This window comes from Saprospira grandis str. Lewin, from assembly GCF_000250635.1.
In the GTDB taxonomy this organism is placed as follows: Bacteria; Bacteroidota; Bacteroidia; order Chitinophagales; family Saprospiraceae; genus Saprospira; species Saprospira grandis.
This window is the reverse complement of the sequence record NC_016940.1, coordinates 1,732,377-1,757,307: the sequence shown is the minus strand read 5'-3', so window position 1 is coordinate 1,757,307 and position 24,931 is coordinate 1,732,377. Positions and strand designations below refer to the sequence as shown.

Here is a 24,931-nt window from a genome sequence, read left to right as displayed (position 1 = left end):
ATGAAACGCGTATTGATTACTGGAGCCGCAGGTTTTCTGGGCTCTCACCTTTGCGATCGCTTTATTGCCGAAGGCATGCACGTGATCGGCATGGATAACCTCATTACTGGCGATATCCGCAATATCGAACACCTTTTTCCCCTAGAACGCTTCGAGTTTCATCATCATGATGTCTCTAAGTTTGTTCATGTGGCCGGAGAACTCGATTATATCCTGCATTTTGCCTCTCCCGCTAGCCCTATTGATTACCTCAAGATTCCAATCCAAACCCTCAAGGTAGGCTCTTTGGGTACGCATAATCTTTTGGGCTTGGCTAGAGCCAAAAATGCCCGCATTTTGGTCGCCTCTACTTCAGAGGTCTATGGCGACCCCCTTGTTCACCCCCAAACAGAAGATTATTGGGGTAATGTGAATCCCATCGGCCCCCGTGGCGTCTATGATGAAGCCAAACGCTTCCAAGAAGCTATTACTATGGCTTATCATACTTACCACCAACTGGAAACTCGCATCGTACGGATCTTTAATACTTATGGTCCCCGTATGCGCGTAGATGATGGCCGAGCTCTTCCCGCTTTCTTCTCGCAAGCCATGCTGGACCAAGAAATTACGGTCTTCGGTAAAGGACAACAAACTCGCTCTTTCTGCTATGTAGACGATTTGGTTGAAGGCATTTTCCGCCTGCTCATGAGCAATTATGCTATGCCTGTGAATATTGGTAATCCCGACGAAATCTCTATTCTCGACTTCGCCAAAGAGGTGGTCCAAATGGTCGGCAAAGGAAGCATCGGCTACCGCCCACTCCCCAAAGATGATCCCCAACAACGCCAACCCAATATTAGCCTAGCTAAAGAAATCTTAGACTGGGAACCCAAGGTGAGCCGCGCCGAAGGAATGGCCAAAACTTATGAATACTTCAAAAAAGTACTCCTCTAATGAAAAATCAAAAAACTTTGCTCATTACTGGGGGCGCCGGTTTTATCGGCTGCCATCTGGTGGAGCTGCTCGTGAATAAATATCCTAACTATCAAATTGTCAATCTAGATGCCCTCACTTATGCCGGCAATCTAGAAAATCTCAAATCGGTAGAGCAAGCCCCAAATTATAGCTTTGTCAAAGGCAATATTTTGGACCAAGCCCTGCTCGACCAACTTTTTGAGCAATACCAATTTGATGGCGTGATTCACCTAGCCGCAGAATCTCATGTGGATCGCTCTATCGAGAATCCTCTCGCTTTTGTGGAAACTAATGTGATGGGAACCCTCCAACTCCTGCAAGCCGCCCGTAAGGCTTGGGCCAATAATATGGAGAATAAGCTGTTTTATCACGTCTCTACCGATGAGGTGTATGGCACTCTAGGCGAAACGGGCCTCTTTACGGAGGACACCGCCTACGATCCCCGCTCGCCTTATTCGGCCTCCAAAGCAAGCTCCGACCATTTTGTGCGCGCCTACCACCATACCTACGGCCTGCCTGTGGTCATCTCCAATTGCTCCAATAATTATGGCCCCAATCAGTTTCCCGAAAAACTGATTCCGCTCTGTATCAATAACATCAAAAAGCAGAAGACTTTGCCCATTTATGGCGACGGGAAGTATACCCGCGACTGGCTCTGGGTAAAGGACCATGCCGCCGCTATTGATAAAATTTTCCACCAAGGAAAATTGGGCGAAACCTATAATATTGGTGGCCATAATGAATGGAAAAATATCGACCTTGTCCGCCTGCTCTGCAAAATTATGGATAAACAACTGGGCCGAGAAGCCGGTAGTGCCGAACAACTCATTACTTTCATTAAGGACCGCCCCGGCCACGATCGCCGCTATGCCATCGATGCCAGTAAATTGCAAAATGAACTGGATTTTGGCCCCTCTCTCCAATTCGAAGAGGGCCTAGAAAAAACCGTCAAATGGTATCTCGATAATGAAGATTGGCTGGAGCATATTGTCTCTGGTAGCTACCGCGATTACTACGAAAAACAATATCAATAGATCATGTAAAGCCTCCTTTTGGGGGCTTTCTGCTTTTTTAGGGGCCTCCGCTGCGGCTGCGCCTTGCGGCGCTACGTTGCGGGGCTCGCTGTTACTTGCTTCGCTGCGTCGGCTCCCGTTGGTCGGGTCGCTCGGCCCTGCGGCCTGACGGCCTTGGTCTGCGGCTTCGCCGCACTGCTGCACATCGCTAGGCCTGCGGCCCTACGGGCCTCCCCGCCACATCGGTTACTCCCTTTGGTCGTCGAACTGCGGCCTAAAGGCCTTGTTGTGGCCTGCGGGCCTTCGGCCCTGCAAAATCCAATTGGACCAATTATTTTCTCTCCCCACTAATCTTATTCGCATGCAACTTTATGGCTTATTGGGCAAATCCCTCCAACATAGCTTTTCTCCCAATTACTTTAATCAGAAATTTGAAAAAGCAGGCCTGGCTGCCGAATATAAGGCCTTTCCCCTAGACCAAATTGAGGCCCTGCCCAATCTCTTGGCCCAATACCCCAATTTGCAGGGACTTAATGTAACGATTCCCTATAAACAGGCCGTAGTTCCTTATCTCTCGGTTTTAGCACCTACGGCAGTGGCCGTGGGGGCCGTCAATTGTATTCAGTTTTTGCCCAATGGCCAACTCATGGGCCATAATACCGATGTGATGGGCTTTCGCTTAGGGCTGCAAGAGCTGCTAGGAGAGGGGCCCGCCCTACAAGCTCTCGTTTTGGGCCATGGCGGAGCTGCCCGAGCAGTGGCCCACGCCCTAGAACTAGAAGAGATTCCCTATAAGGTAGTGTCCAGAACCCCAGAACGCTGGCAACTGAGCTACAGCGACCTCAGCCCCGAACTCTTAGCAGATTATCAATTGATTGTGAATACAACGCCCCTGGGCATGTACCCCAATATAGATCAGGCCCCCAGCTTGCCCTATGAGGCCATTGGCCCAAATCATTATTTATACGACCTCGTTTATAATCCCGCCCAAACCCTATTTTTGCAAAAAGGGGCCGAACAAGGCGCCAAAACATTAAATGGCTTGCCTATGCTCATTGGCCAAGCCGAAAAATCTTGGGAAATCTGGAATAGAGATGTGGTATCCTAAATATACGCCCCGCTTTTGGCAACGCTTTTTTTCCACTATGCGCACGCATTATCCGCCTTCTGCTACTGGGCCTTGCCTTTACCTTACTTTTGATGATGGTCCCACGGCAGAACATAGCCGCTGGATTTTGGACCAACTCGCTAGCTATCAAGCGAAAGCTAGCTTTTTTTGCTTGGGCAAAAATGTAGCGGCCCTACCCGATTTGGCCCAAGCCACCCTAGCCGAAGGGCATTGCTTGGCCATGCACGGCTACGCCCACCTCAATGGCTGGAAAAGCAGTACGGCCGACTATCTAGCCGATTTGGAAAAAGCCGAGCAGTTTATCCAATCTCGCTATTTTCGCCCAGCTTATGGCCGCATTCGGCCCAGCCAAGCCAAGGCGATTCGGGCCAAAGGCTATGAAATTATTGCCTGGGAAATTATTCCCGGTGATTTTGACGCCCAAAGAAGTCCCCAACAATCTATGCAGCTGCTCAAAAAAAAGGCCCAAGATGGCAGCATTATCGTCTTGCATGATAGCCTGAAGGCAGGCGCTCACCTTCGAGTTTTGTTGCCAGAGCTCTTGGCATATTTTAGCGCAAAAGGCTATTCTTTTAAGGCCCTGCCCTAAAAGATAAAAGGAGCAAAACCGAAGTTTTGCTCCTTTTCTGCGTCTAGCAGGCCCAGAGGGCCGCAGGCTGAGGGATGGACAGCAGTGGCGCGAAGCGCCAGACCAAAGCGCGCAGCGCTGCAGGGCCGAGCAGACTTGCGAGCTGCGAAACAGCCCGACCCGCCCGCAGGGCGGGGCAGCCCCAAAATATTAAGGATGAAACTAGAAATTTAGCTTAGACTTTAACGGATATTTTAGGGCCAAGGAAGAAAGTGCTGGGTAATCTTTAGGGGGCTTAAATCGTTAGTGCTGCTATAGGCGGGCTTTTCGGCCTTTATTCCTTTTTGATTATCTTGTTGAACAAACTAGGCAAAATTTTATGCGCAATATCTATTTATATTTCTTTGGCTTCTTGTTTTTCCTTTGTCTTTTGCCCGAGCGGGGAAGGGGGCAGGCGGCTGTTTTTGATCTTTGTGCTCGGCAATTGGCGGGCAGCAGCAATGATTCTCTGACTTGGTCTTCGGCCAATCTTTGTACAAATTTCACGGGCTATGTAGTTTTTTCTGGTCCTACGGCCAGCAACTTGCAGCCCATAGATACGATTACGGACCCGGCGCAGTTGGGGGAGTTATATTTATATGGAAGTGGGGGAAACCGCTTTTATCAAGTTGGGATGCTTTGCGGGGCGAGTATTTTGGCCAGTTCTGCGGTTATTGACAATGCTCGGCCCATTACGCCCAATATTCAGTCGGTAGATTTGCAGACGGGCGTACCTGTTTTGCGCTGGTCGGCTAGTCCGAGCCCAGGCATTATTGGGTACCAGATATACAAAGAGAATCCTTATGGATCGGGGAATTTTTTCCCTTATCCGGCCAACAACCAATTAGTAACAGGGACGCAGTTCACGGATGTGAATTCTGCAGATTTACTGGTGCGTTATGCGATTGTAGCCGTGAGCAATTGCAATAAAGGGCCATTGGGAGAGGGAACGCTCAATGATGGAACTACTGGTCCACATAGCTCCATCTTTTTATCTTCTAGCTTTGAGCCTTGTAGCCGCCGTTTAGATTTGAACTGGAATGCCTATGAAAATTGGGCCGATGGGGTAGCGGGTTATTTGCTTTGGATGCAAGAAAATGGCGGCAGTCCGCAGCTGATTGATACCGTTCTGACGACTACTTATAGCTATCTAGGGGCCGAGGATGGGCAGCAGTTGCGTTTTTGGGTAGAAGCCATGGAGGAAAATGGCAGCTATCGAGCGAATAGCAATGTTTTAGATTTTAATATTTCCGCCAATCGACCCATTGATTTTTTAGAATTGACGGACTTGAGCTATGCCCCAGCCAATGCGGGTATAGAAGTGAGTTGGCGTTGGGATTTGGATAGTGATTTTGCGGAAGGGCGTCTACAGCGCTCTACGGATGGGCAGCAGTGGGAAGACCGATTGGTTTTGGCCAGTCAGTCGAGCCAACAAAATAGCTATTTGGATGTCAATATAGACAGTGCTGGGGGCCCCTATTATTATCGGATTATTGCCCAAGACCTTTGCGGCCTAAGCTATTCGAGCAATCAAGCCCTAAGCTTAGAGTTGAGTGGAGAGGCCTTGGCCAATTTTGAAAACCGCCTAGATTGGTCGCCTTTGCAGGGCGATAGCCTGCAGGCCGAGTTTTATCAGCTCTATGCTTTGGAGCAGGGCCAATGGCAGCAAATTAGTTTTTTAGATAGCAGTCAGCGAACATTTTTAGACCCTATAGATTTAAGGGATTCGGAGCAGGCCAACCGCTGCTATTATGTGCAGGCCGAGGGCCGTTTAAAACTGGCCAATGGGCAGTACTTATTTTGGTCGAGCCGCTCCAATGAGTTTTGTCTGCAGCAAAAGCCCCTGCTTCATTTTCCCAATGCCTTGGCCCCCGATGGTCGAAACCCCATTTTTAGACCTCGGGCGGCTTTGGGCCAAAATATAGGCAATTACCACCTACAAATTTATGATCGTTATGGCGCCCTAATTTTTGAATCTGTCGATATTATGCAGGGCTGGGATGGGAAAATTAAGGGCCGCCCCGCTCCCCAAGGCGTATATATTTATTTGGCCCAATATCAATTAGAAGAAGGCAAAGACAAGCAGCAAAAGGGCTCGCTCTTTTTGTTGCGCTAAAGTAATTACAATATGAAAATTCGATTTTTAGGAACGGGGACCTCTCAGGGGGTGCCTGTTATTGGCTGCGATTGCGAGGTTTGTCAATCCAAAGACCCCCGAAATCAGCGCCTGCGGGTCTCTATTCTTGTAGAACATCAGGGCCAAAGGGTGGTCATTGATAGTGGTCCCGATTTTAGGGCCCAAATGCTGGCCGCCCAGGTAGATCGCCTAGATGCCTTGGTCATTACGCATGAACATCGAGATCATGTGGCGGGCCTAGATGATGTTCGCCCCTTTAATTTTCGGCAGCAAATGGATATGCCGCTCTATGCCACGACCCGTGTCCAAAAGGCCCTCAAAGAGAGCTTTGCCTACATTTTTGCCGCCGATTATCCTGGGGTGCCTAGGGTCTTGCTGCAAACGGTAGAAAAAAATCAGCCTTTTTCGCTCATCGGCCTAAACTGGATGCCCCTGGAGTATAGCCACGGCCGCCTGCCCGTGATGGGCTACCGCATTGGCAATTTTGCCTATCTGACCGATTTTAAGGCCATGCCCGAGGACCAATACGCCTATCTGCAGGGGCTGGATACTTTGGTCATTAGCGCCCTACACCATGAGGAGCATTATTCTCATATTACCCTGGCCCAAGCCCTAGAGGAGATCAAACGCATTGGTCCAAAACGAGCTTATATCACGCACATTAGCCACTATATGGGCCTGCATGAAGAACAAGAGGCCCAACTGCCTCCGCATATTCGCTTTGCCTATGATGGCCTAGAAATAGAAGTGGATTAGGGTTGTTTTTTCTTTTTGGGGCCTCCTGCCTGCGGCAGGCGCTACGCTTCAGGGCTCGCAGGTCTGCTCGGCCCTGCGGCCTGACGGCCTTGGTCTGCGGCTTCGCCGCCCCCTTTCGCATCGCTAGGCCGCTCAACGGCTATGCTTTCGCTAGGCTTCCCGCTTCGGCCGCCTAAAAGGCGCAAAACTTAGGTTTTGCGCCTTTTTTATTCCCAACTGTTACTGATAAGTTAAAGTACTGACTTAGTGAACTTATTCAAAGAGCTAGAGAATGATCTTTTTAGCATCATTAACGATGCCTGAGCTATAGTCAATGATGTTTAGAAGGTCATTAACAATGCCTGAGCTATAGTCAATGATGCTTGGAAGGTCATTAACGATGCCTGAGCTATAGTCAATGATGCTTGGAAGGTCATTAACGATGCCTGAGCTATAGTCAATGATGTTTGGAAGGTCATTAACGATGCCTGAGCTATAGTCAATGATGTTTGGAAGGTCATTAACGATGCCTGAGCTATAATCAATGATGTTTAGAAGGGGGACTGTTCGGGATTTTGTGTATTAGAATAAAATTTGGGCCTTAGCTGCTTAGGATTTGGCCAATCATCGCCTAGGCGACAAGCCCCTAGGCTAATCTAATGGGTTCAACCCTCTGCGAGGGCCTCAACTGTTGATATACAAGGCCTTGTTTAGTTGTTATCGCAGAGAAGGACCTCATCCAAAGGCCCTCTTTAGAGGGCTGTCTGAAAAAGCTAGCCTAGGGGCTTGTCCCTAGGCAGCAAAAAGGGCAGACACAAAATTTTAAACAGTCCCTTAGAAGGTCATTACTATGTAGTTATTGCAGAGCAGGTCCTTATCCAAAGGCCCTCTTTAGAGGGCTGTCTGAAAAAGCTAGCCTAGGGGCTTGTCCCTAGGCGATGAAAAGGGGAATCAGAAAAGTTTAAATAGTCCTGTTAAATTTATGAGGGGTTCAACCAACAGGCCCATATAGCAGGCCCGAAGGGCCGCAGGCCACAACAAGGCCTTTAGGCCGCAGTTCGACGACCAAAGGGAGTAAAGGTAGCGGATGCTGCAGGCAGGAGGCCAAAAAAAACGCCTAGCCTTCTTTAGAGAAGACTAGGCGTAGTCATTTATACAAGGGCTATAGATTTAGCCGCGGTGATTAAAGCCAATAGAGCCGGGGCGTTGTTCGTCTTGTTCGATCAGGCGGAAATCTTGTAGATCGGCGGCAGTGATCGTCTTGACCATTTCGTGGCTGCGCTCGGCATGTGAGATGCTGGCCAAGCGGAGATTTTGGCGGCGCACCACCTCATCCACCACCTTGCGGATACTACGGGCATTGCCAAAATACTTATGTTTGTGGTCCAGCAGGTCTTGAATATAATTTTGGAGCAACTTGCTAGCCTCCTGATCCAGATAAAGATCTTTTTGCTCGCACATATCCGAGGCAATTTGAAAGAGTTCCTCAGCGGTATAATCCTTAAACTTGAGGGTGCGATCAAAGCGAGAGAGCAGGCCGGGATTGCTTTCTAGAAACTGCCGCATTTCCTTGGGGTAACCAGCGACAATGACCATAAACTCCCCTCTTTTGTCCTCCATGCGTTTGAGCAAAGTATCTACGGCTTCCTTACCAAAATCGCCTTGGCCACCTTGGGTAAGCGCATAAGCCTCATCAATAAAGAGGCCGCCGCCCATGGCCTTCTCGATCGCTTCATCGGTTTTGATGGCTGTTTGGCCGGTATAGCCAGCCACCAGATCCTTGCGGTCGGTTTCTACCAAATGGCCACGTTCCAAAACGCCTAGGGCCTTATAAATCTTGACCAGAATGCGGGCCACGGTCGTTTTTCCGGTACCGGGATTACCGACAAAAACGGTATGTAGCGAAAAGGCCTTTTTCACATCGCGGCCAATTTCGGTATAGTAGCGGACCAATTTGGCCACCTCATCCACATCTCTTTTGACATCTTCTAGGCCGACCAGGCTATGCAACTCATTGAGGGCCTCTTGCAAAAGGGGCTCATCAATGGGAATATGCACCTTGGCTTTATTTGTTAGGCCAAAGGCTTTTTCTACATCTTCTAGAATTACGGTAGACAATTGTTCGGCCTCCATTTTTTCCATTTCCTCAACGCCTAGGCGCATCAGGCGGAGGGCCATATTCTGCTTACATTCCTCAATTACGCCATTGATAAAGCGGGCATTGCCAAAATTATCATTGCGGCCGCGATAAGCCTCGACCACCTTGCGGTTAAGAAACTTGAGGGTCTCTTCATCCAGTTTGATATCGCGTTTTTCGGCGGCATAATCGGCAATTTGCATTAGCTCATCGGGGCGATAATCGGGGAAGTGAATTGTAGACTGAATGCGAGAGCTCATGCCTGGATTCTTATGAATAAAGAGGTTCATCTCTTTGGGGTAGCCTGCGAAAATGATCGCAATATCGCCGGCGCCATCAGACATCTCTTTAATGAGGACCTCAATGACTTCCTTACCAAAATCTTTTCCGTCATCGCCACGATCGGAGAGGGCATAGGCTTCATCGACGAAGAGGATACCGCCACGGGCCTTATCAATTGCTTTTTTGACCTTGGGAGCGGTTTGGCCGATATATTCTCCGACTAAATCTACTCGGCCCACCTCATGCACTTGGCCTTTAGAGAGGAGGCCAAGGCTGGCATAAATTTGTCCGAGCATTTTGGCCACGGTTGTTTTACCCGTGCCGGGATTGCCCATAAAGACCGTATGCAAATTGATCGCGGCATTTTCCTTAAAGCCTTTCTCCTTACGGATTTGGATAAACTTGAGGTAAGTGGCCAGTTCATCAATTTGTTGTTTGACGGATTCTAGGCCAATCAGTGCATTGAGTTCGGCCACGGCCTCCTCATAGCTGAGTTTTTTCACTTCTTCCTCGCCTTCTTCGTTTTGTTGGCCCAGGGTGGTTGTTTTGCGGCCAGAAAGCTGGAACGGCATTTTACCTTGTAGGGCTTCCTCTTCTTGGCCCACTTCAAAGGGGACCACCCCAATGAGTTGGTCCATGAAAATAATTTCTAGGGTATAGCGATCCTCGAACCAATAGCCGCCTTTATCGAGACCATAACCTGTATCGAAGCTCAGTTGCTGTCGCTTATCGGTAATTTCGGAGAAATACTCCATATAGGCCTTATGTTGGCCTGCATCATTATAGAAATTAAATTGAAACTCTAGGGGGAGCAGTTCTTCCTCTTTGAGGAGGTCCACGGCCATTTCGATATTGATATAGCGAGTTTTGGCTTGAGAAAAGACCTGAAGATATTGGCGCTTTTCTAAATCGAGGCCTTCCCCATCGCTTTCGAAGAGGCGGACCTGTTTAATTTTGAGGTAGGGATTTTCTGTGGGCGTCACTAGGCCGCCATCGGTAACATAAAAGTGGCTAGTCCCAATAAAATCGTCGCCGATATAGGCATCCCAGCGGTACTTGCCTTTTTTCCACCAGCCGGGCTGCGGGGTTCCCCAGCCTTCGCGCACATAAAAGACATTAGTATCCTTACTGACCTTAAAGTCTTTTTTGAGTTCGCAGAGTTGTTCTTCTGTGGCTTCGTTGGTACATATTAGGCGCAGGCTAATATTCCAATCTTTTTCATCGAACAACTTATTATAGAGGGCCATTTCTGCATAGATATAACGAGCTTCGGACTCATCATATACCCGTCTATATTTTTTTACATTTTGGTAGAGATTTTCTACCGAGCCAAACACCTTGAGGTGCTTGAATTTATAGTTTCCGCCTAGGGCACTCATATTCTTGGATTAAAAATTCGGTTAATTTTGGGGACTTTTGCGTCCTTAAAAATACAACTTTTTCAAACTTTTGCTTGCTATCTCTGCCAAAGAGTTTGTTTGGCTCTTTTTAGGGCTTAAATTTGGGCCAATTGGCGGGCTGCGGCAAGGCGGCTTTGCCGCCTTGGGCCCGAAGGGCCGATGGCCCAGCGCTGCGGAGGGGTGGCCGAAGGCCAGACCCAGCGGGCGAAGCCCGCGCAGGGCCGAACAGACCTGTGAGCCCCGCAGCATAGCGGCGGCCGCCCCAAATTGAAGGGCGGCCGCGGGCCCCAAGAAAAAACAAAAACTATGAACTATCCACTACAACTATCGGCGGCTTGGATCCTGCTTTTGCTTTTGGGCTATTTTATCTTTTTGAGTCTGCTCTCCTTTTGGCAGAGTCGGGGAAACAGCAGCAATGCGGCTTTTTATCGGGCGAATCGGGCGGCGCCCTGGCCCTTGGTGGCTTTTGGGATGATTGGGGCCTCTTTGTCGGGCGTAACTTTTATTTCGATACCGGGGGTAGTGGGAGCTGGGGGGCTCAATCAGGGCTTTTCCTATATGCAGGTTGTTTTGGGTTATTTGGCGGGTTATCTGGTCATTGCAGAGGTTTTATTGCCCTTATATTATCGTTTGCGTTTGACCTCCATTTACAGTTATTTGCAGGGGCGATTTGGGGAGCGGACGTATAAAACGGGGGCCAGTTTATTCCTTTTATCGAGGACCTTAGGGGCGGCTTTTCGCTTATATCTGGTGGTGTTGGTTTTAGATAGCATTTTGCGTTTGGGCGGTTGGGAAATACCGCTTTGGGCCATCACTTCAGGCTCGGTGCTTTTGATTTGGACCTATACCTTTCGCTCTGGATTACAGACGATTATTTGGACCGATAGTTTGCAAACGGGCATGATGTTATTGGCCTTGGGCTTTAGTTTATACTACCTATTATCGGGCATGCAGTTGGGCGCAGCCGAGAGTTTTTCGGCCTTAGATGCGGCCAATTTGGGGCAATTTTTCTTTTGGGAAGATGGCTGGAGCAACCCCAACAACTTCTTCAAACAGTTTTTCTCGGGCATGTTTATCACGATTGTCATGACGGGTTTGGACCAAGACATGATGCAAAAAAACTTGGCCTGCAAAGATCTAAAATCGGCCAAAAAGAATATGTATAGCTTTAGTGCTATCTTATTGATCGTCAATTTTTTATTCCTTTGGATGGGTGGGCTTTTATTCTTGTATATGCAGCAAAAAGGCCTAGATTTTCCGATGCGGGGCGATAAAATTGCCTATGATTTGATTTATCCACAACTCGCCTTAACCCAGCTGCCGATTTTCATGGGCATTTGCTTTTTGTTGGGTTTGGTGGCGGCGGCCTACTCTAGTGCGGATTCTGCTTTGACGGCCCTGACGACCTCCTTTAGCATAGATATTTTGGGGATGTCGGAAGAGGATGAGACAGCGGAATCTAAGCAGCGTCGGCAGCGGGTGCACCTCTTTTTTTCGGCCTTATTGGTGGGGGTTATTTTGTTGTTTGCCTACATCAATGAGCAGTCGGTGATCAATCAATTATTTAAGGCGGCGGGTTATACCTATGGACCATTATTGGGCCTTTATAGCTTTGGTTTGTTTAGCAAAAGGACTGTCAAGGACCAATACATTCCCTTTTTGGCCATTGGGGCCCCTTTGCTCAGTTTTGTCATCAAACATTATGCAGAAGCTTGGGGCTACAAATTTGGCTTTGAAATCTTGTTGTTGAATGGGGGATTGATGTTGTTGGGGCTGTTGCTTTTGTCGAGGCGGGCAAAGGTTTAAAGTCATTTGTTTGCTTTTATTTCTGGTTTAGATGCTGTATATTTACATGAAATAGTAGAAAACTTATGATTATAGATTTTTTAGTAGAAAACTTTGGTCCCATCCAAGAAGCTCAGACCCTATCGTTTGAGGCGAATAAGGCGGAGCATTTAAGTGAATATTATATTCATCGGCCCAATAGTAAATTGAAGCTGTTGAAGTTGCTGTATATTTTTGGTCCCAATGCTTCAGGTAAAAGTAGTTGGTTGAAGGCCTTAGAATTTATGCGTGACCTACAACTAGAGGCAGCTAACGATAAAAGCGATGAAATTGACTATCAACCTTTTTTGTTTTGTGATAATCCGCTAGAAAAGGATAGTGCGCTAGGCATTCGCTTTATTCATGAAGGAATTGAGTTTGACTATTATTTTCGCTTTAATCAAGAAGCAATTTTAGAGGAAAGTCTACATTATTATGAACCTCGTCGGGCGCTTGTTTTTGAGCGAAAAACAGATGTAGCCAAGCAGTTGAGCGAAATCAATTGGGGCTCTAAGATTAAACTCTCTAAAATAGAGCAGGAAAGTCTAAAGACCCATGTACTCTGGAATCGCACTGTTTTGGGGGCCTTTCATAAGGCCAATACAGATTGTCGAGAGTTAAGAATTGCGCTTTCTTGGTTTAAGGAGGTTCTACACCCTATGATAGATCCAAAAACAAAATTGACTAGCTTTATTTCTAGAAAATTAGATCAAGGAACTTTAGATAAGGAGCTCTTTTTATCCTTTCTGAAAAAAGCAGACCTGAAGATAGAGAATGTGTTTTTTGAGGAACAAGAGCATTTGCCAGAACAGATGAAAAGGCTTTTAGAGAAAGATTCTAATTTAGCTAAAGCCCTGAAAGAAAAAGGAGTTAAGTATAAAAGGGTCCGAATTGAACATTTGGTCAAAGGGGAGGAGGAAAGCAAGAGCTATCTATTAGATTTAAAACAAGAATCTGAGGGCACAAAACGCTATTTTGGTTTTAGTGGCCTGCTCGCTATTCTGGCCAGTCAAGCAGCTATTTTTTCTATTGATGAGGTAGGCAGCTCCTTGCATCCCGAACTATTAGAGCATTTTCTGCTTAGCTTTTTACTTAATAGTCAGCCCAATTCACAGCTTATTCTCAGCACCCACCAAAGAGAGCTTTTGCGCTCTAAGGATATTCTGCGGGCGGATGCCATTTGGTTTACAGAAAAACAAGCCAATGGGGCTTCAGAGCTTTTCTCTTTAGCTGATTTTGAGGCTAAAGATTTTCGCTCTTCAGAGGCCTACTATCATGCCTATGAAAAAGGGCGACTTGGTGCAATTCCCAATTTAGATGATCCCTTAGCCAATGCGCAAAAGACCGACTAAAGCCCGTAAAAAAAGAAGTGTAAAGAAAAAGTTAGTCTTCTTTGTGGATGGAGATACGGAGAAGTGGTATCTGGATAGCCTAAAAGGTTTTGAACGCTTAGATATAGATATTGCGCCTCGTCTGCCAACTAAAAAAACACTTAAAGATATAGAAAAAGAGCTAAGCGAAATTTGTCAGGAAGCAGATGCTACATTAGGAGATAAGGTGATCTGGATTGTTGATTTAGATGTGCCCTATAAAGAGGATAGAGAGGGGAACCCTAAGAAATTAAATGATTATAAGCGTATCAAAACTAATTTACTAGCTGACTTTCCTGAAATTTTTGAAGTTTGGGAAAACTTTCCTTGCCTAGAGTTTTGGCTGTTGTTGCACTACAAACAAACACAAAGGTGTTATTTGAGCTATAATGACTTACTGCCTGATTTGAAAAAGCACTTAGTTAGTTATAAGAAAACAGAGAACTACTACAAAAGCTCTAAGAAGGGGGCCGCAAATCTTTATGCTTTACTCAAACCCAATCAGAAAGCGGCTTACGATAGCGCAAAGCTACTGAAGAAAGTAAATGAGCCCGATGCGGCTGCAGATATTTATAAGCTGATTGACTTAGTCGGTCTCTAACTAGGCTCCCTTTTCCCTAATTTCCCTATCTTTGCCCAAAAGCAATAAAATTATGAGAGTTATTGGATATTTAGAAGAGGTCACCGACATGAAGGTCACCTTTTTCGAGCAGGGATTGCGCTACAGCATCAAGTTTGAAGATGGCCTCTACGAGCAGACCTATAAGTTTAGACAAGGCGAGGGCATGAGCAACCTCAAAGAGCTCAAAGCCTTGGTCGATCAGCCTTTTTTGGAGGCCGTCCGGGCCCAATTTGAGCAAATGCGAGAGCAGGTTACTGGGCTGCTCAGCCGCCAATTTCCGGCCCAAGATGAAACCGAAACCATCTTCATTATTTAAAGGCTAGCCCTAAGGAAAAGCCTTTCTGAATCGCTCCTAATACACTGTTATTAGGGGCGATTTTTTTGGGGCTGCCCCTCGCTTTGCTCGGGTCGGGCTATGTCGCAGCTCGCTGATCGCTCGGCCCTGCGGCGCTAAAGCGCCTAGGTCTGGCCCTTCGGGCCACTGCTTTCTATCCCTCAGCCAGATTTAATCGCGCTGCTTTGGCCATTGTTTGCTATGAATTTTTGGCTAGGCCAGCTATTTTTTAAGGGCATAGCCTTCGCTATGGCCGAGAAAAATAGGGCCGACTAGCGGGAAATTGCTGCAAACGATAAAAGTGAGTGCGTTTAAATCTGGCTATTGCCTGCGGCCCTGCTAGACGCAAGAAAGTGCGGCTTAGGAGGCTAATTTCTAATAAACTAGGGCCTCCAAGCGGACAAGCCAAGGCCCAAAAACGTTTTTTAACTGCATCTGTAGGGATAAGAATCGAAAATTATTCTTTTCCAAAACTTAAATGCTATTTTTGTGAGGGTTTGGACCAGAAAATACAGATGCATTTGGCCCCCCTCGCAAAATGACTTTCCTCTTAATAACAATTGACCGATATGAGCGCGCGTATTTTATACACTTTACTTTTTAGCTGTTTGCTGAGCCTAAGTATGCAGGCCCAGCAAGATCCTATGTTTACCAAATATATGTTCATGCCCATGAGCTATAATCCCGCTTATGCAGGAACGGCCAAGGTACTGGATATGGGTGTTTTACATCGCCAACAATGGTGGGGCATAGAAGGGGCACCCATGACGCAGGCTATTAACTTGCACTCTCCTGTAGAAGGTAAAAACATTGGCCTAGGGCTCAATATGTCTTTGGACCAAATTGCCAACTCTCGTCAGTTTAATGTCTATGGCTCTTTTGCCTATCATGTGCCGATCAATAAGGCCGTAAAATTGTCTATCGGTATGCAAGGTGGGGTCTCTAACTGGGCGGCCGATTGGACCGATCTAGAACTAGAGGACCTCAATGATCCCGCTTTCCAGAATTTACAGCCCAACCTTTGGTTACCTAACTTTGGCGGTGGACTTTATCTCTTCTCTGAAAAATGGTTTGTGGGCCTTTCGGCTCCTATGCTTATCAATAATGCGCTGCGCCAAGAAACCAATAACCCCAATATTCCCGTGGCCCAACAATATCGCCACTATTATGTATCGGGTGGAGTGGCTATTCCCCTCAACTCTACAATGGTGTTTCGCCCCTCTTTGCTCGTGAAACATGTGGGCCTCTTTGAGAAGAATGAACTGAATAATGTGGCGGCCCCCACCGAAATGGATGTGGACCTCTCGCTCTTGTTTAACAACCGCCTCTGGGTAGGGGCTTCTTTCCGTACCGCCCTACAAGTGATTGACCAAACAAGTACCTATGACTCTGTCGATTTCTGGATTTCTATGCGCTTCGAAAATGGCCTCCGTATCGGTGCCGCCTATGATTATACCCTAACCGAACTGCAAGGACCCGCCCAAGGATCTTATGAAATTATGCTGGGCTATGACTTGATGCGCTATAAAGGCAAAACCAAGCACGTCCGTTATTTCTAGAATTAAAGTTGAACCCAAGGAAAGAGCAGCAAAATAAAACGACTAAGTACAGGACCTTTTATGCTGCTCTTTCTGCGTTTGGCAGGCGGCAAAGCCGCCGCAGGCTGAGGGATGGATAAGGGTGGCCGAAGGCCAGACCGAGTTTTTGAGCGCAGCGAAAAAACGAAGGGCCGAGCAGACCTGCGAGCCCTGACACAGCCCGACCCGAGCAAAGCGAGGGGCAGCCCCAAAATAAAAGTGTCTTGTGCTTAAATAAAACATATATGCGTTATAATAAATCCTTTCTTCTACTACTTTTATTTAGCCTTTTGGGCACAGGCCTAATGGCCCAAAAAGGAAAGTTGCGTAAGGCAAAACGCCTGATGGAGGACTATAATTATCAGGCCGCTATTGATGTCTATCTAAAGGTGTTGGAGAAGTATGATGAATCAGAGGCCAAACTCAATATTGCTGAATGTTACCGTATGCTCCGCAACTCTGATGAAATGGAGTATTGGTACGGACAAGTGTCGCTGATGCCACAGGCCCCACCCATTACTTTGCTTTATTATGCGCAGGCCCTACAAATGAATGGCAAATGCCAAAAGGCCACCAAATGGGTGAGAGAATACCTCAAACTTATGCCCGATGATACCCGAGCTCGCTTTCTAGAAAAAGCCTGCGAGGAATCTATGGTAGATAATCTCAGGGCCTCGGGAGACCTCTACGACCTAGAGGTACGGCCAGAGCTGAGCAGTAATGCCGATGACTTTTCGCCCGTATTATATAAAGATGGCGAAAAAGAAAGAGTGATTATTAGCTCGACTAGAGACCGCGTTAAGTCTAAGTTTCCGACCAAAATTGTAGAAGATAAATGGACCGAAGACGGCTTTGCCCAACTCTTTGACTTTGAACTGACCCTCAAAGATGAAAAGAAGTATATCTATGATTATGGCGAACCCGAAAAATACGCCAAGAAGATCCGTAAAACACCCCGCCATATTGGCCCAATTACCTTTAATGCCGACCAAACGCAGGCTTATTTCTCGGCTACCGATTTAGATGGTAAGGCCGGAAATGAAGATGGCGTGCTCCGCCAAAAAATCTACCTGGTCAATAAAAAAGGGGATAAATGGGATAAACCCGAAGGGGTCGACTTCAATGATGAAGGCTATAATGTGATGCATCCCTCTTTGTCTAAGGATGGAACTATGCTCTTTTTTGCCTCCGATATGCCCGGGGGATTTGGAGGACTAGATCTCTATGCCTCTTATATGGAGGCCGGCCGCTGGTCGGTGCCTGTCAATTTAGGCCCCACCGTAAACACAGAAGGCGATGAGGCTTTCCCCTTTGCCCATGGCGAAGGCGTAGATATGACCCTCTATTTTGCCTCGAATGGCCTAATCGGCCTTGGTGGACTAGATATTTATAAGGTGACCGAAAGCTATGGCGCCTGGCTAGATCCCGTCAACCTCGGTTACCCGATCAATAGTAATAAGGACGATTTCTCGATTACGATGAATGAAACCAAAACTTACGGACTAATCGCCTCTAATCGCGATAATGGCGAGGGCCAAGGCGATGATGGCGTAGGCGACCAAATTTATAGCTTTACGAAGCTGTCTATCTCTGTAGAGGTGATCGTTTTTGATAAAGCTACCGAAATGCCCATTGAAGGCGCTACGGTCTATACCGCCTGTAGCTCCGTAGATAGCTATACCACCAACCGAGACGGTAAGGCCTTTTTGGAAGTAGGACTCGATAATCCCTGCGATTTTGCCGCAGAAATGCTTAACTACCGCCCCAATAATGTTCGTACAAAGGCCGCAGATATCAAACCCGGCCAAACGGTGGTGATCCAAATTCCTCTAGACCTCGAAAGAGTGTTTGATGTAGGAGGTACCGTAATCGATGGCTACTCTGAACAACCTTTAGGCAATGCTTTGGTCCGCCTAAAATCAGATTGTGAGGGAACACTCAATGAGCTCTCTACCCTAACCGATGAAACAGGTTATTATGAGTTCCTCGAAATCAATGAGGATTGTGATTACCAACTGATCGTTTCTAAAGATGGCTATACGAAGTCGTCTTCTACCTTTACGACCAGAAATATCGGTAAAGGCGATGAAGCAATCGAGGTGGATTTGGCCATCAACTGCCTGCCCGGTACCGCCGATTGCCCCGACCAAAAGAAGTTTCCCGAAGATTGCCTGCCCACAGGTAATCAAGATGAAAATGGATATGATGAATGTGAGGACCAAGAAGGCAATAAGAATTATATCGATGTTAATGGCAACAAAATCTATATGGTCACGCCAGAAGGCGATACAATCTGGTTCCAACGCCCAGAAGGCGTTCCCGAAATCGTACACATTTTCTACGATTTTAATAGAGCTAATATCCGCCCCGATGCCCGCCCTGGCCTAGATTCTTTGGTGGCATTTCTCGAAATGTTCCCCCAAGCTTCTGTACGCTTTACTTCTCATACCGATGCCCGCGGAAAAAGACGCAGTAATCAACGCCTCTCTAACCGCCGCGCAGAGTCGGTGGTCCGCTACCTGATGAGAAAAGGAATTCCCAAAAAACGCCTCAAAGCTAAAGGTATGGGCGAAAAAGTCATGCTCAACGATTGCTATGATGGCATCCCCTGTACCGAAGAGGAACATCAGGAAAACCGCCGTACAGAGTTTACTATTATCGATTGGAAAGAGGACGGCACCGAGCTGAAATCACTCAAACGTATGGATGGCATTAGTGTAGACCCCTGCCAAGGTTGCCCCGAAGCGCCCGCCGTAGAAGAAGAAAACGGTAGGAACGAATCCACTTCTAGCACAAACTAAAAGGAGCGGCATAAGCATAAAAAAAGACCACTTTCTATACAGAAAGTGGTCTTTTTTCTTCCCCAAAACCTAGTCTCGGCTCCAGTTCTCTAAGGCCTCTGGCTCCAATAATAATTCAATTTTATTGCGGCCCAAACGAAGCAGTTGCTTGCGCTCTAGCTTCTTGAGCAAACGAGAAACAGCCTCTCTAGAAGCATTTAGCTCTCTGGCAATTTCCTGATGCGTGGTGTTGAGCATCTTCTGCCCCAAAGAACGCGACTTGCTGGCCAAATAACGCAGCAAACGCTCGTCCATCTTCAAAAAGGCAATGTTGTCTAAAGCACTAAATAGTTCCTCAAAACGGTTGTTGTAAGAGGTCATCACAAACTCGCGCCAACTCCGATATTGCCCCATCCAATCTTCCATTTTTTGCAAAGGAATAAAAATAACCTGACTGGCCTCCTCCGTAATGGTCCGAATCTCACTCTTCCTGCGCATCATGCAACAAGTAAAGGCCATCGCACAGGTGTCACCCCCATTGAGATAGTACAAAAATAATTCATTGCCATCATCCGACTGACGCAAAACTTTTATACTCCCCTCTATCATCAAGGGCACATGACGAATGTAATCGCCATAGTCCATTAAGGTCTCATTGGCATCAAATGCTCGCAAGGTCGAACATTCTACAATTTCATTTTGCAACTCTAGTTCCGTGAGTAAGGGAAAAGATTTGCGGATTAGGTGTGTCGTTAATTCCATCTTAGTAGGGCTTGTTTTTTATTAGCATATTATTTTTAGGGGCCTCCCCTGCGGCCCAATGGGCCTTGGGGCGGGCTGTGTCGCAGCTCGCTGTTCGCTCGGCCCTGCGCCGCCTGCGGCGGCTGGGTCTGGCCCTTTGGGCCACTGCTTTCCATCCCTAGGCCGCTCAACGGTTTTCTTGCTATTAGCTGCCGCCGCTGGCCCGCTGTCACTTAAAAGCGATTTAGGTAGCCAAAATGAATTTTTGCATTGCGAAACAAAATAGCATTTTCCCAATAGTTTCCCAAAGCATAACTTATTGCAAATACCCCTACTGGGGTTTCTAAGGCCAATCCTGCCCCAAAAGCATAAGTTTTGCGTTGATTATTAGACTGCTCAAACTGAGCTAGCTCCCCAAATAGGTAGCTGTAGCTGTTCTGTCCCAAAATATAACGAACTTCTAAACTGACCAAATGATAATATTCTGAGAGTATGCTTTGTTCATCAAAGGCTCTTAAAAGTTGTTGCCCCCCCAAACGAAATAACTCATTATCATACTTTTCCGCTGCGCCAAGTAGGTAGCCCATCCGATGCCGCCCCATAATAGTCAGCCGACTGGCTAAGGGCAAAAAGTATTGTAGGTCTGTACTCAGTTGGTATTGGGCCACCGCACTGACGCTATCGTAAAGCTGCCCAAAATCAAAGTCCAAATCAGCAGGGTCCCTTAAGTTCAATATGGCCGAATTGGGCCTGACGGTTTTCTGCCCCAAACTCCCCTCTAACCCCAAGATAAATCCCCGCCTAGGGTTCCAACGATAATCTACCCGCCTCAACTGATAGGCTAAGCCCAACATATTTTGCCGACTATCAACCAAATTGGGCAGTTTCCGATTTTGTAAAACCGCTAAGGTGTCCATTTGCTGCACGCTTGTACTACTGTTTTTCCAAAAAGCAGTCAGTTCTTGGTTTCCATCAAATAGATAGCTAATCCCCAATTCCCCAATAATGTCGATATAAGTGCTGTCTCTCCGATATATAGAGAAGTCGCCCGCCAAACCCAATGGCGTTCTAAAGATATAAGGGGCCGAATAGGCTAGGTTCAATTCCGAACGGCCCGTCTCAAATTGTTGCCATTTGCCCGAAATCCGCTGCCCCCGCCCAAAGGGGTTGAGCAGTTCTATATCTACCTGCCCCGTAAATTTGAATTTTGGTGCTGGAGGAATCGCATTCTCATTGGGCAATAGACCAAAGATGACATCAAAGCGACTGGCGTTTTTCTTCTGCAGAAATAAAATGGGCCGAGCCAAATTCCCCTCAAATAGAATGTAGGGGTCGGCCGTTAGGGCCAAAAAAGGAAGCTCCGCTATCCGCTTGCGAATAGCCTGTATTTTCCGCTCATCATAGAGCTGGCCCTGCTTTAGGCCCAAATAGGGAGACAAAAACCCCTTGCGAATAGGAGGAGGACCTTTCTTTTTCCCCTTCCGCCGAATATCCAAACTATCTAAGCGAATCAATGGCCCTTGGTCCAATAGCAGCTGGGCCGAAATATCCTGCCCCGCTATTTTGTTCAGCTGCCAATGGGTCTGTGCAAAGGGATAACCATGGCGCTCGGCATATTTTAATAAGGCCAGTTCTAGTTCATCAATTTGGGCCATAGAAAAAGCCCGGCCCTCCAAATCCCAATACTTTGGCCCCAAGGCCGCCAACTGATAAGGCGAAATGCTATCTAGGGCCAACTGCTCTAAGTGATAGACAGGGCCCAAGATAACGGGCAAAACATAAGCCTGACTATCCAACTGCCTCGGCAGACCCAATTGGGCCTCCAAATAACCTAACTGATGTAGCCTAGCCAATTGTTTGGGCCAGTATTGCTGCAAGGCCGCAGCAGTTAAACCCTCAGGCGGGGCCTGCTTCTTGAGCCAGCGCTTGGGCAAACTGTCTAAGGGAAAGGCTAAGGAAAACTGCTGCCCATAAACAACAACAGTAGAGCATAGGCAAAGCAAAAATATAAGCAAGGAAGGCATAGACTAAGCTGTTTTGAAGAGAGGGGGATTTGCGAAGGGCTTTAGCCCGCCCCTATGGCTGAGGGATGCTAGGGGGTGGCCGAAGGCCAGACCCAGCTTTTGAGCGCAGCGAAAAAGCGCAGGGCCGAGCAAACCTGCGAGCCCCCGCACAGCCCGACCCGAAGGCCTAAAGGGCCGTAGGGGCAGCCCCAAATAAATAATAACAAAACTTTTAAGCGATTTAAAGTAGGGGACTTAGGCGAATTGAATAAAGATTGTAATTTCGTCTGTACAGAAAACAACAACTATGCAAGAGGATTCATTAAGCGTTTTTGATATGTTTAAGGTGGGCGTTGGCCCCTCGAGCTCGCATACGCTGGGCCCATGGAATGCCATGCTGCACTTTATTCACAAACGACTTGGGGCCGAGAATTGGCCAAAGGTAAAACAAATTAGGCTGGAGCTTTATGGCTCTTTGGCCAAGACGGGTATTGGGCACGGAACCGATATTGCGGTGCTGATGGGCCTGCTCAATGAGGACCCCAAAACAACAGATACCGATCTAATCGGGGCCCGTATTCAAGATATTAAGGCGAGTAAACGCATTTTGCTGGGCGGCCAAATAAAGGTCCCTTTTTGCTATGAACAGGATCTGCAGTTTTGGCCCGAAAATCTGCCTTATCACCCCAATGGACTAAAAGTAAAGGCCTTTTTGGCCAATGAAACCCTAGAGGAAACCTATTATTCGGTGGGGGGCGGCTTTATTGAATGGGCCTCGGCCCTAGATCATGGCCCGATCCAAGAAGAGGAGGATTTTCCAGAGCTGGTCACTAGCTATTCGGTTCGCAAGGCCAAGGATATTCTCAATTATTGCCAAGCTATGGATGGCGCCTCGATTAGCCAGTTTGTCTTGGAAAGAGAGAAGCAATGGCGGCCCGCCGAAAGTAGCCTCTTGCAGGCCTGGGAAATCTGGGAGGTCATGAAGGCCTGTGTCTATAAAGGTTGCCATCAAACGGGAATCTTACCTGGTGGCTTGCAGGTGCACCGCCGCGCCAACCGCATGATGCAACGCCTATTGGGCGAGCAAGCTAGCTATAGTAATGCCCAAGAATGGATCGGCCTGATCCGAAGTAAACAACATGCACATCAAGATATTTTTAAGTGGGTCAGCTGCTTTGCCCTCTCTGCCAATGAGGAAAATGCGGCCTTTGGCCGAGTGGTGACCGCCCCTACCAATGGGGCCTCTGGCGTGATTCCCGCCGTGCTGATGTATTATATCTGCTTTGCCGATAACTTTAAGAAGGAGAATATCGCTCGCTTTCTCCTAACGGCTGGACAGGTGGGGGTTTTGTTCAAAATCAATGCGACCATCTCTGCAGCTATGGGCGGCTGCCAGGCCGAGATTGGGGTATCTTCGGCCATGGCCGCCGCTGCCCTGACCGAATGTCTGGGCGGTAGCTATGAGCAGTCTCTAATCGCTGCCGAAATTGCTATGGAACACCATCTGGGCCTTACCTGTGACCCTATTGGGGGACTGGTCCAAATTCCTTGTATTGAGCGCAACAGCATGGGGGCCATTAAGGCCATCAATGCCGCCTATTTGGCCCTAGAAACGGAGCCGGGCCAAGCTAGAGTAGCCCTAGATGAGGTCATTTTGGCCATGTGGGAGACCGCCCAAGATATGAACTTTAAGTATAAGGAAACCGCAGAGGGTGGGCTGGCTGTACAGGTGCCTATTGGCCTTTCTGAATGTTAGGAGGAGGGTTTGGGGCTGCCCCTACGGCCCTTTGGGCCTTCGGGTCGGGCTGTATCGCAGCTCGCAGGTCTGCTCGGCCCTGCGCGGGCTGCGCCCGCTGGGTCTGGCGCTTCGCGCCACTGCTGCCCATCCCTCAGCCGATGCGCTGGCCAAAGGCCAGCGCAGGCCCTTAGCCCTAGGCTATACCTTATAGGGGAGCATTGAAGCCAAGCAGCCCTATCTATTTTTACTGTGTTCTAGAGGATTAAATAGGAGCTAAGGCCTAGGGGCTTTGGCTCTTTTTTTTTGTAAATTCTGGCTAATAGGGGCCTAAAATAAGGGAGAGGATTATCAGAGGTCCTCCTTAGGAGGTGCATAGGTCCTCTTTAGGACTACTGTAGGTCCTCGCTAGCATCAAGAGAAGTCCTCGCTAGGATTTGCAGAGGTCCTCGCAAGGGTTATCTTAGGTCCTCAGGAGGACCTAAAGACGTCCTCCTGAGGATTAGGAGAAGTCCTCGCTTGGATTAAGGAAAGTCCTCAAGAGGATTTTCATTGGTCCTCTTGAGGACTATTATAGGTCCTCGCTTGGGGGTATAAGACCCCTCCTGAGGACTATGCGACCCCTACAGAGGGGTATGGGAACCCCTCTGTAGGGCTAGGAGAACCCCTCGCTGAGACCGAAAAGAGGAGCAACTACCACAGTAGTTGCTCCTCTTTATTATTGGGCCAAAGGCTTGATTTAATTAAAGCAAAAGCCTTTATAGACTGCTTTTTGTTGCATCAGTAAGAGGCCCAACTGCTTGACCTCATAGTGGAGTAAGGCTTTGCGGGCCTTGCTAGCTGGGGGCAATTGTAGATAGTGTAGTTTGGCCTTATCTTGAATAGGGAGTTGGCTTAGGAGGTCAAATTCGCCCATATCATTTTGTAGGGAGAGCGGAAGGGCGAGGGGGTATTGGGCCTTGAGTAGGCGAAGCTGTTGCATTAGCCAGTGGTCCTGAAGGCGGCTATTTTGGGCATTGAGCACTTGGACCTGACCGCCGGGATAGGGTTTGTCTAGCCATTTTGGGCTATAGCTATCTAATTGGATGAGATCAATGACCTCTAGGTAGATATCAGCACGGCCATCTGGATGGGTCTTAATAATAGACTTTAGGCGGGCTAGGCAGCCTAATTGACCTGCTTGGGCGGGTTCCTCTATAGTGCAGGGAATTCCGATAAGCGGCTGCTCTCCTGTTTTGAGGTCCTCTAGTAACTTGCGATAGCGGGGCTCAAAGATATGGAGTTGGAGCAGTTCGCCGGGCATTTTGATTAGGGGGAGGGGAAAGAGTGGCAGCGCTTGAAGCATAGGCAGTTTTATTTATAGTAACAGCATAAAGATAAAAACAGTTGAGCAATATGTTTGTGAGTAGAGTAGGCAGGGCCAAAAAAAGGGGACAAAACCGAAGTTTTGTCCCCTTTAGGGCCGAAGCAGACTGCCTGGCCTGAAAAAGAGAGATGAGCGGCCTAGGGATGGATAGCAGTGGCCCGAAGGGCCAGACCCAGCCGCCGAAG

17 protein-coding genes are annotated in these 24,931 nt (G+C 47.8%); 13 read left to right on the top strand and 4 right to left on the bottom strand.

Annotated features, from left to right (window positions below; all coding sequences use genetic code 11):
* The 6 genes from SGRA_RS07785 to SGRA_RS07755 all read left to right on the top strand — a co-directional run bounded on the left by SGRA_RS07785 (position 1) and on the right by SGRA_RS07755 (position 6,596).
* The gene (locus SGRA_RS07785; protein WP_015692094.1) at positions 1-933 is read left to right on the top strand and encodes a UDP-glucuronic acid decarboxylase family protein; all 933 of its coding nucleotides are present in this window, start codon (positions 1-3) and stop codon (positions 931-933) included.
* Positions 933-1,988: a dTDP-glucose 4,6-dehydratase gene (gene rfbB / locus SGRA_RS07780; protein WP_015692093.1), complete on the top strand. Its 1,056-nt coding sequence runs from the start codon at positions 933-935 to the stop codon at positions 1,986-1,988. Before SGRA_RS07785 ends, rfbB begins: the two co-directional genes overlap by 1 nt.
* A gap of 340 nt (positions 1,989-2,328) precedes the next feature.
* Positions 2,329-3,075 carry a shikimate dehydrogenase family protein gene (locus SGRA_RS07775; protein ID WP_041329874.1) on the top strand — a complete coding sequence of 249 codons (747 nt, stop codon included), beginning with the start codon at positions 2,329-2,331 and terminating at the stop codon, positions 3,073-3,075.
* On the top strand, positions 3,062-3,685 hold the full coding sequence (locus tag SGRA_RS07770) for a polysaccharide deacetylase family protein (protein ID WP_015692091.1): 624 nt from the start codon (positions 3,062-3,064) through the stop codon (positions 3,683-3,685). Before SGRA_RS07775 ends, SGRA_RS07770 begins: the two co-directional genes overlap by 14 nt.
* A 358-nt stretch (positions 3,686-4,043) precedes the next feature.
* Entirely contained in the window at positions 4,044-5,819 is a 1,776-nt protein-coding gene (locus tag SGRA_RS07760; protein WP_015692090.1) for a T9SS C-terminal target domain-containing protein, read from the top strand.
* A gap of 12 nt (positions 5,820-5,831) precedes the next feature.
* A complete protein-coding gene (locus SGRA_RS07755; protein ID WP_015692089.1) occupies positions 5,832-6,596 on the top strand; it encodes an MBL fold metallo-hydrolase in 765 nt (254 codons plus the stop codon).
* A 1,149-nt stretch (positions 6,597-7,745) separates the two neighbouring features.
* Here the strand turns inward: SGRA_RS07755 and SGRA_RS07750 are convergent.
* Positions 7,746-10,373 carry an AAA family ATPase gene (locus SGRA_RS07750; protein ID WP_015692086.1) on the bottom strand — a complete coding sequence of 876 codons (2,628 nt, stop codon included), beginning with the start codon at positions 10,371-10,373 and terminating at the stop codon, positions 7,746-7,748.
* 327 nt (positions 10,374-10,700) lie between these two features.
* On the opposite strand from SGRA_RS07750, the gene SGRA_RS07740 reads away from it, so the two are divergent.
* The 6 genes from SGRA_RS07740 (at position 10,701) to SGRA_RS24260 (ending at position 18,922) form a co-directional block, all read left to right on the top strand.
* The gene (locus tag SGRA_RS07740; RefSeq protein WP_015692084.1) at positions 10,701-12,200 is read left to right on the top strand and encodes a sodium:solute symporter; all 1,500 of its coding nucleotides are present in this window, start codon (positions 10,701-10,703) and stop codon (positions 12,198-12,200) included.
* Positions 12,201-12,265: 65 nt separating this feature from the next.
* Positions 12,266-13,570 carry an AAA family ATPase gene (locus SGRA_RS07735; protein ID WP_015692083.1) on the top strand — a complete coding sequence of 435 codons (1,305 nt, stop codon included), beginning with the start codon at positions 12,266-12,268 and terminating at the stop codon, positions 13,568-13,570.
* Complete coding sequence (locus SGRA_RS07730; protein ID WP_041329562.1) at positions 13,551-14,189, top strand: RloB family protein; 639 nt, start codon at positions 13,551-13,553, stop codon at positions 14,187-14,189. Before SGRA_RS07735 ends, SGRA_RS07730 begins: the two co-directional genes overlap by 20 nt.
* 52 nt (positions 14,190-14,241) lie before the next feature.
* On the top strand, positions 14,242-14,526 hold the full coding sequence (locus SGRA_RS07725; protein ID WP_015692081.1) for a hypothetical protein: 285 nt from the start codon (positions 14,242-14,244) through the stop codon (positions 14,524-14,526).
* Positions 14,527-15,113: 587 nt separating this feature from the next.
* Entirely contained in the window at positions 15,114-16,103 is a 990-nt protein-coding gene (locus SGRA_RS07720; protein WP_015692079.1) for a PorP/SprF family type IX secretion system membrane protein, read from the top strand.
* A gap of 263 nt (positions 16,104-16,366) precedes the next feature.
* The gene (locus tag SGRA_RS24260) at positions 16,367-18,922 is read left to right on the top strand and encodes an OmpA family protein (RefSeq protein WP_015692078.1); all 2,556 of its coding nucleotides are present in this window, start codon (positions 16,367-16,369) and stop codon (positions 18,920-18,922) included.
* A 69-nt stretch (positions 18,923-18,991) separates the two neighbouring features.
* Here SGRA_RS24260 and SGRA_RS07705 read toward each other — a convergent pair whose 3' ends face one another.
* Together SGRA_RS07705 and SGRA_RS07700 are read right to left on the bottom strand one after the other, a co-directional pair.
* The gene (locus SGRA_RS07705) at positions 18,992-19,663 is read right to left on the bottom strand and encodes a Crp/Fnr family transcriptional regulator (protein ID WP_015692077.1); all 672 of its coding nucleotides are present in this window, start codon (positions 19,661-19,663) and stop codon (positions 18,992-18,994) included.
* A gap of 212 nt (positions 19,664-19,875) precedes the next feature.
* Positions 19,876-21,666, bottom strand: coding sequence for a BamA/TamA family outer membrane protein (locus tag SGRA_RS07700; protein WP_015692075.1), 1,791 nt, complete (start codon positions 21,664-21,666; stop codon positions 19,876-19,878).
* A gap of 286 nt (positions 21,667-21,952) precedes the next feature.
* Between SGRA_RS07700 and SGRA_RS07695 the strand changes: the two genes are divergently transcribed.
* A complete protein-coding gene (locus SGRA_RS07695) occupies positions 21,953-23,401 on the top strand; it encodes an L-serine ammonia-lyase (RefSeq protein ID WP_015692074.1) in 1,449 nt (482 codons plus the stop codon).
* Positions 23,402-24,119: 718 nt separating this feature from the next.
* On the opposite strand, the gene SGRA_RS07690 is transcribed toward SGRA_RS07695, so the two are convergent.
* Positions 24,120-24,725, bottom strand: a complete 606-nt coding sequence (locus SGRA_RS07690; RefSeq protein ID WP_015692073.1) for an LON peptidase substrate-binding domain-containing protein — start codon at positions 24,723-24,725, stop codon at positions 24,120-24,122.
* Positions 24,726-24,931: the final 206 nt, after the last annotated feature.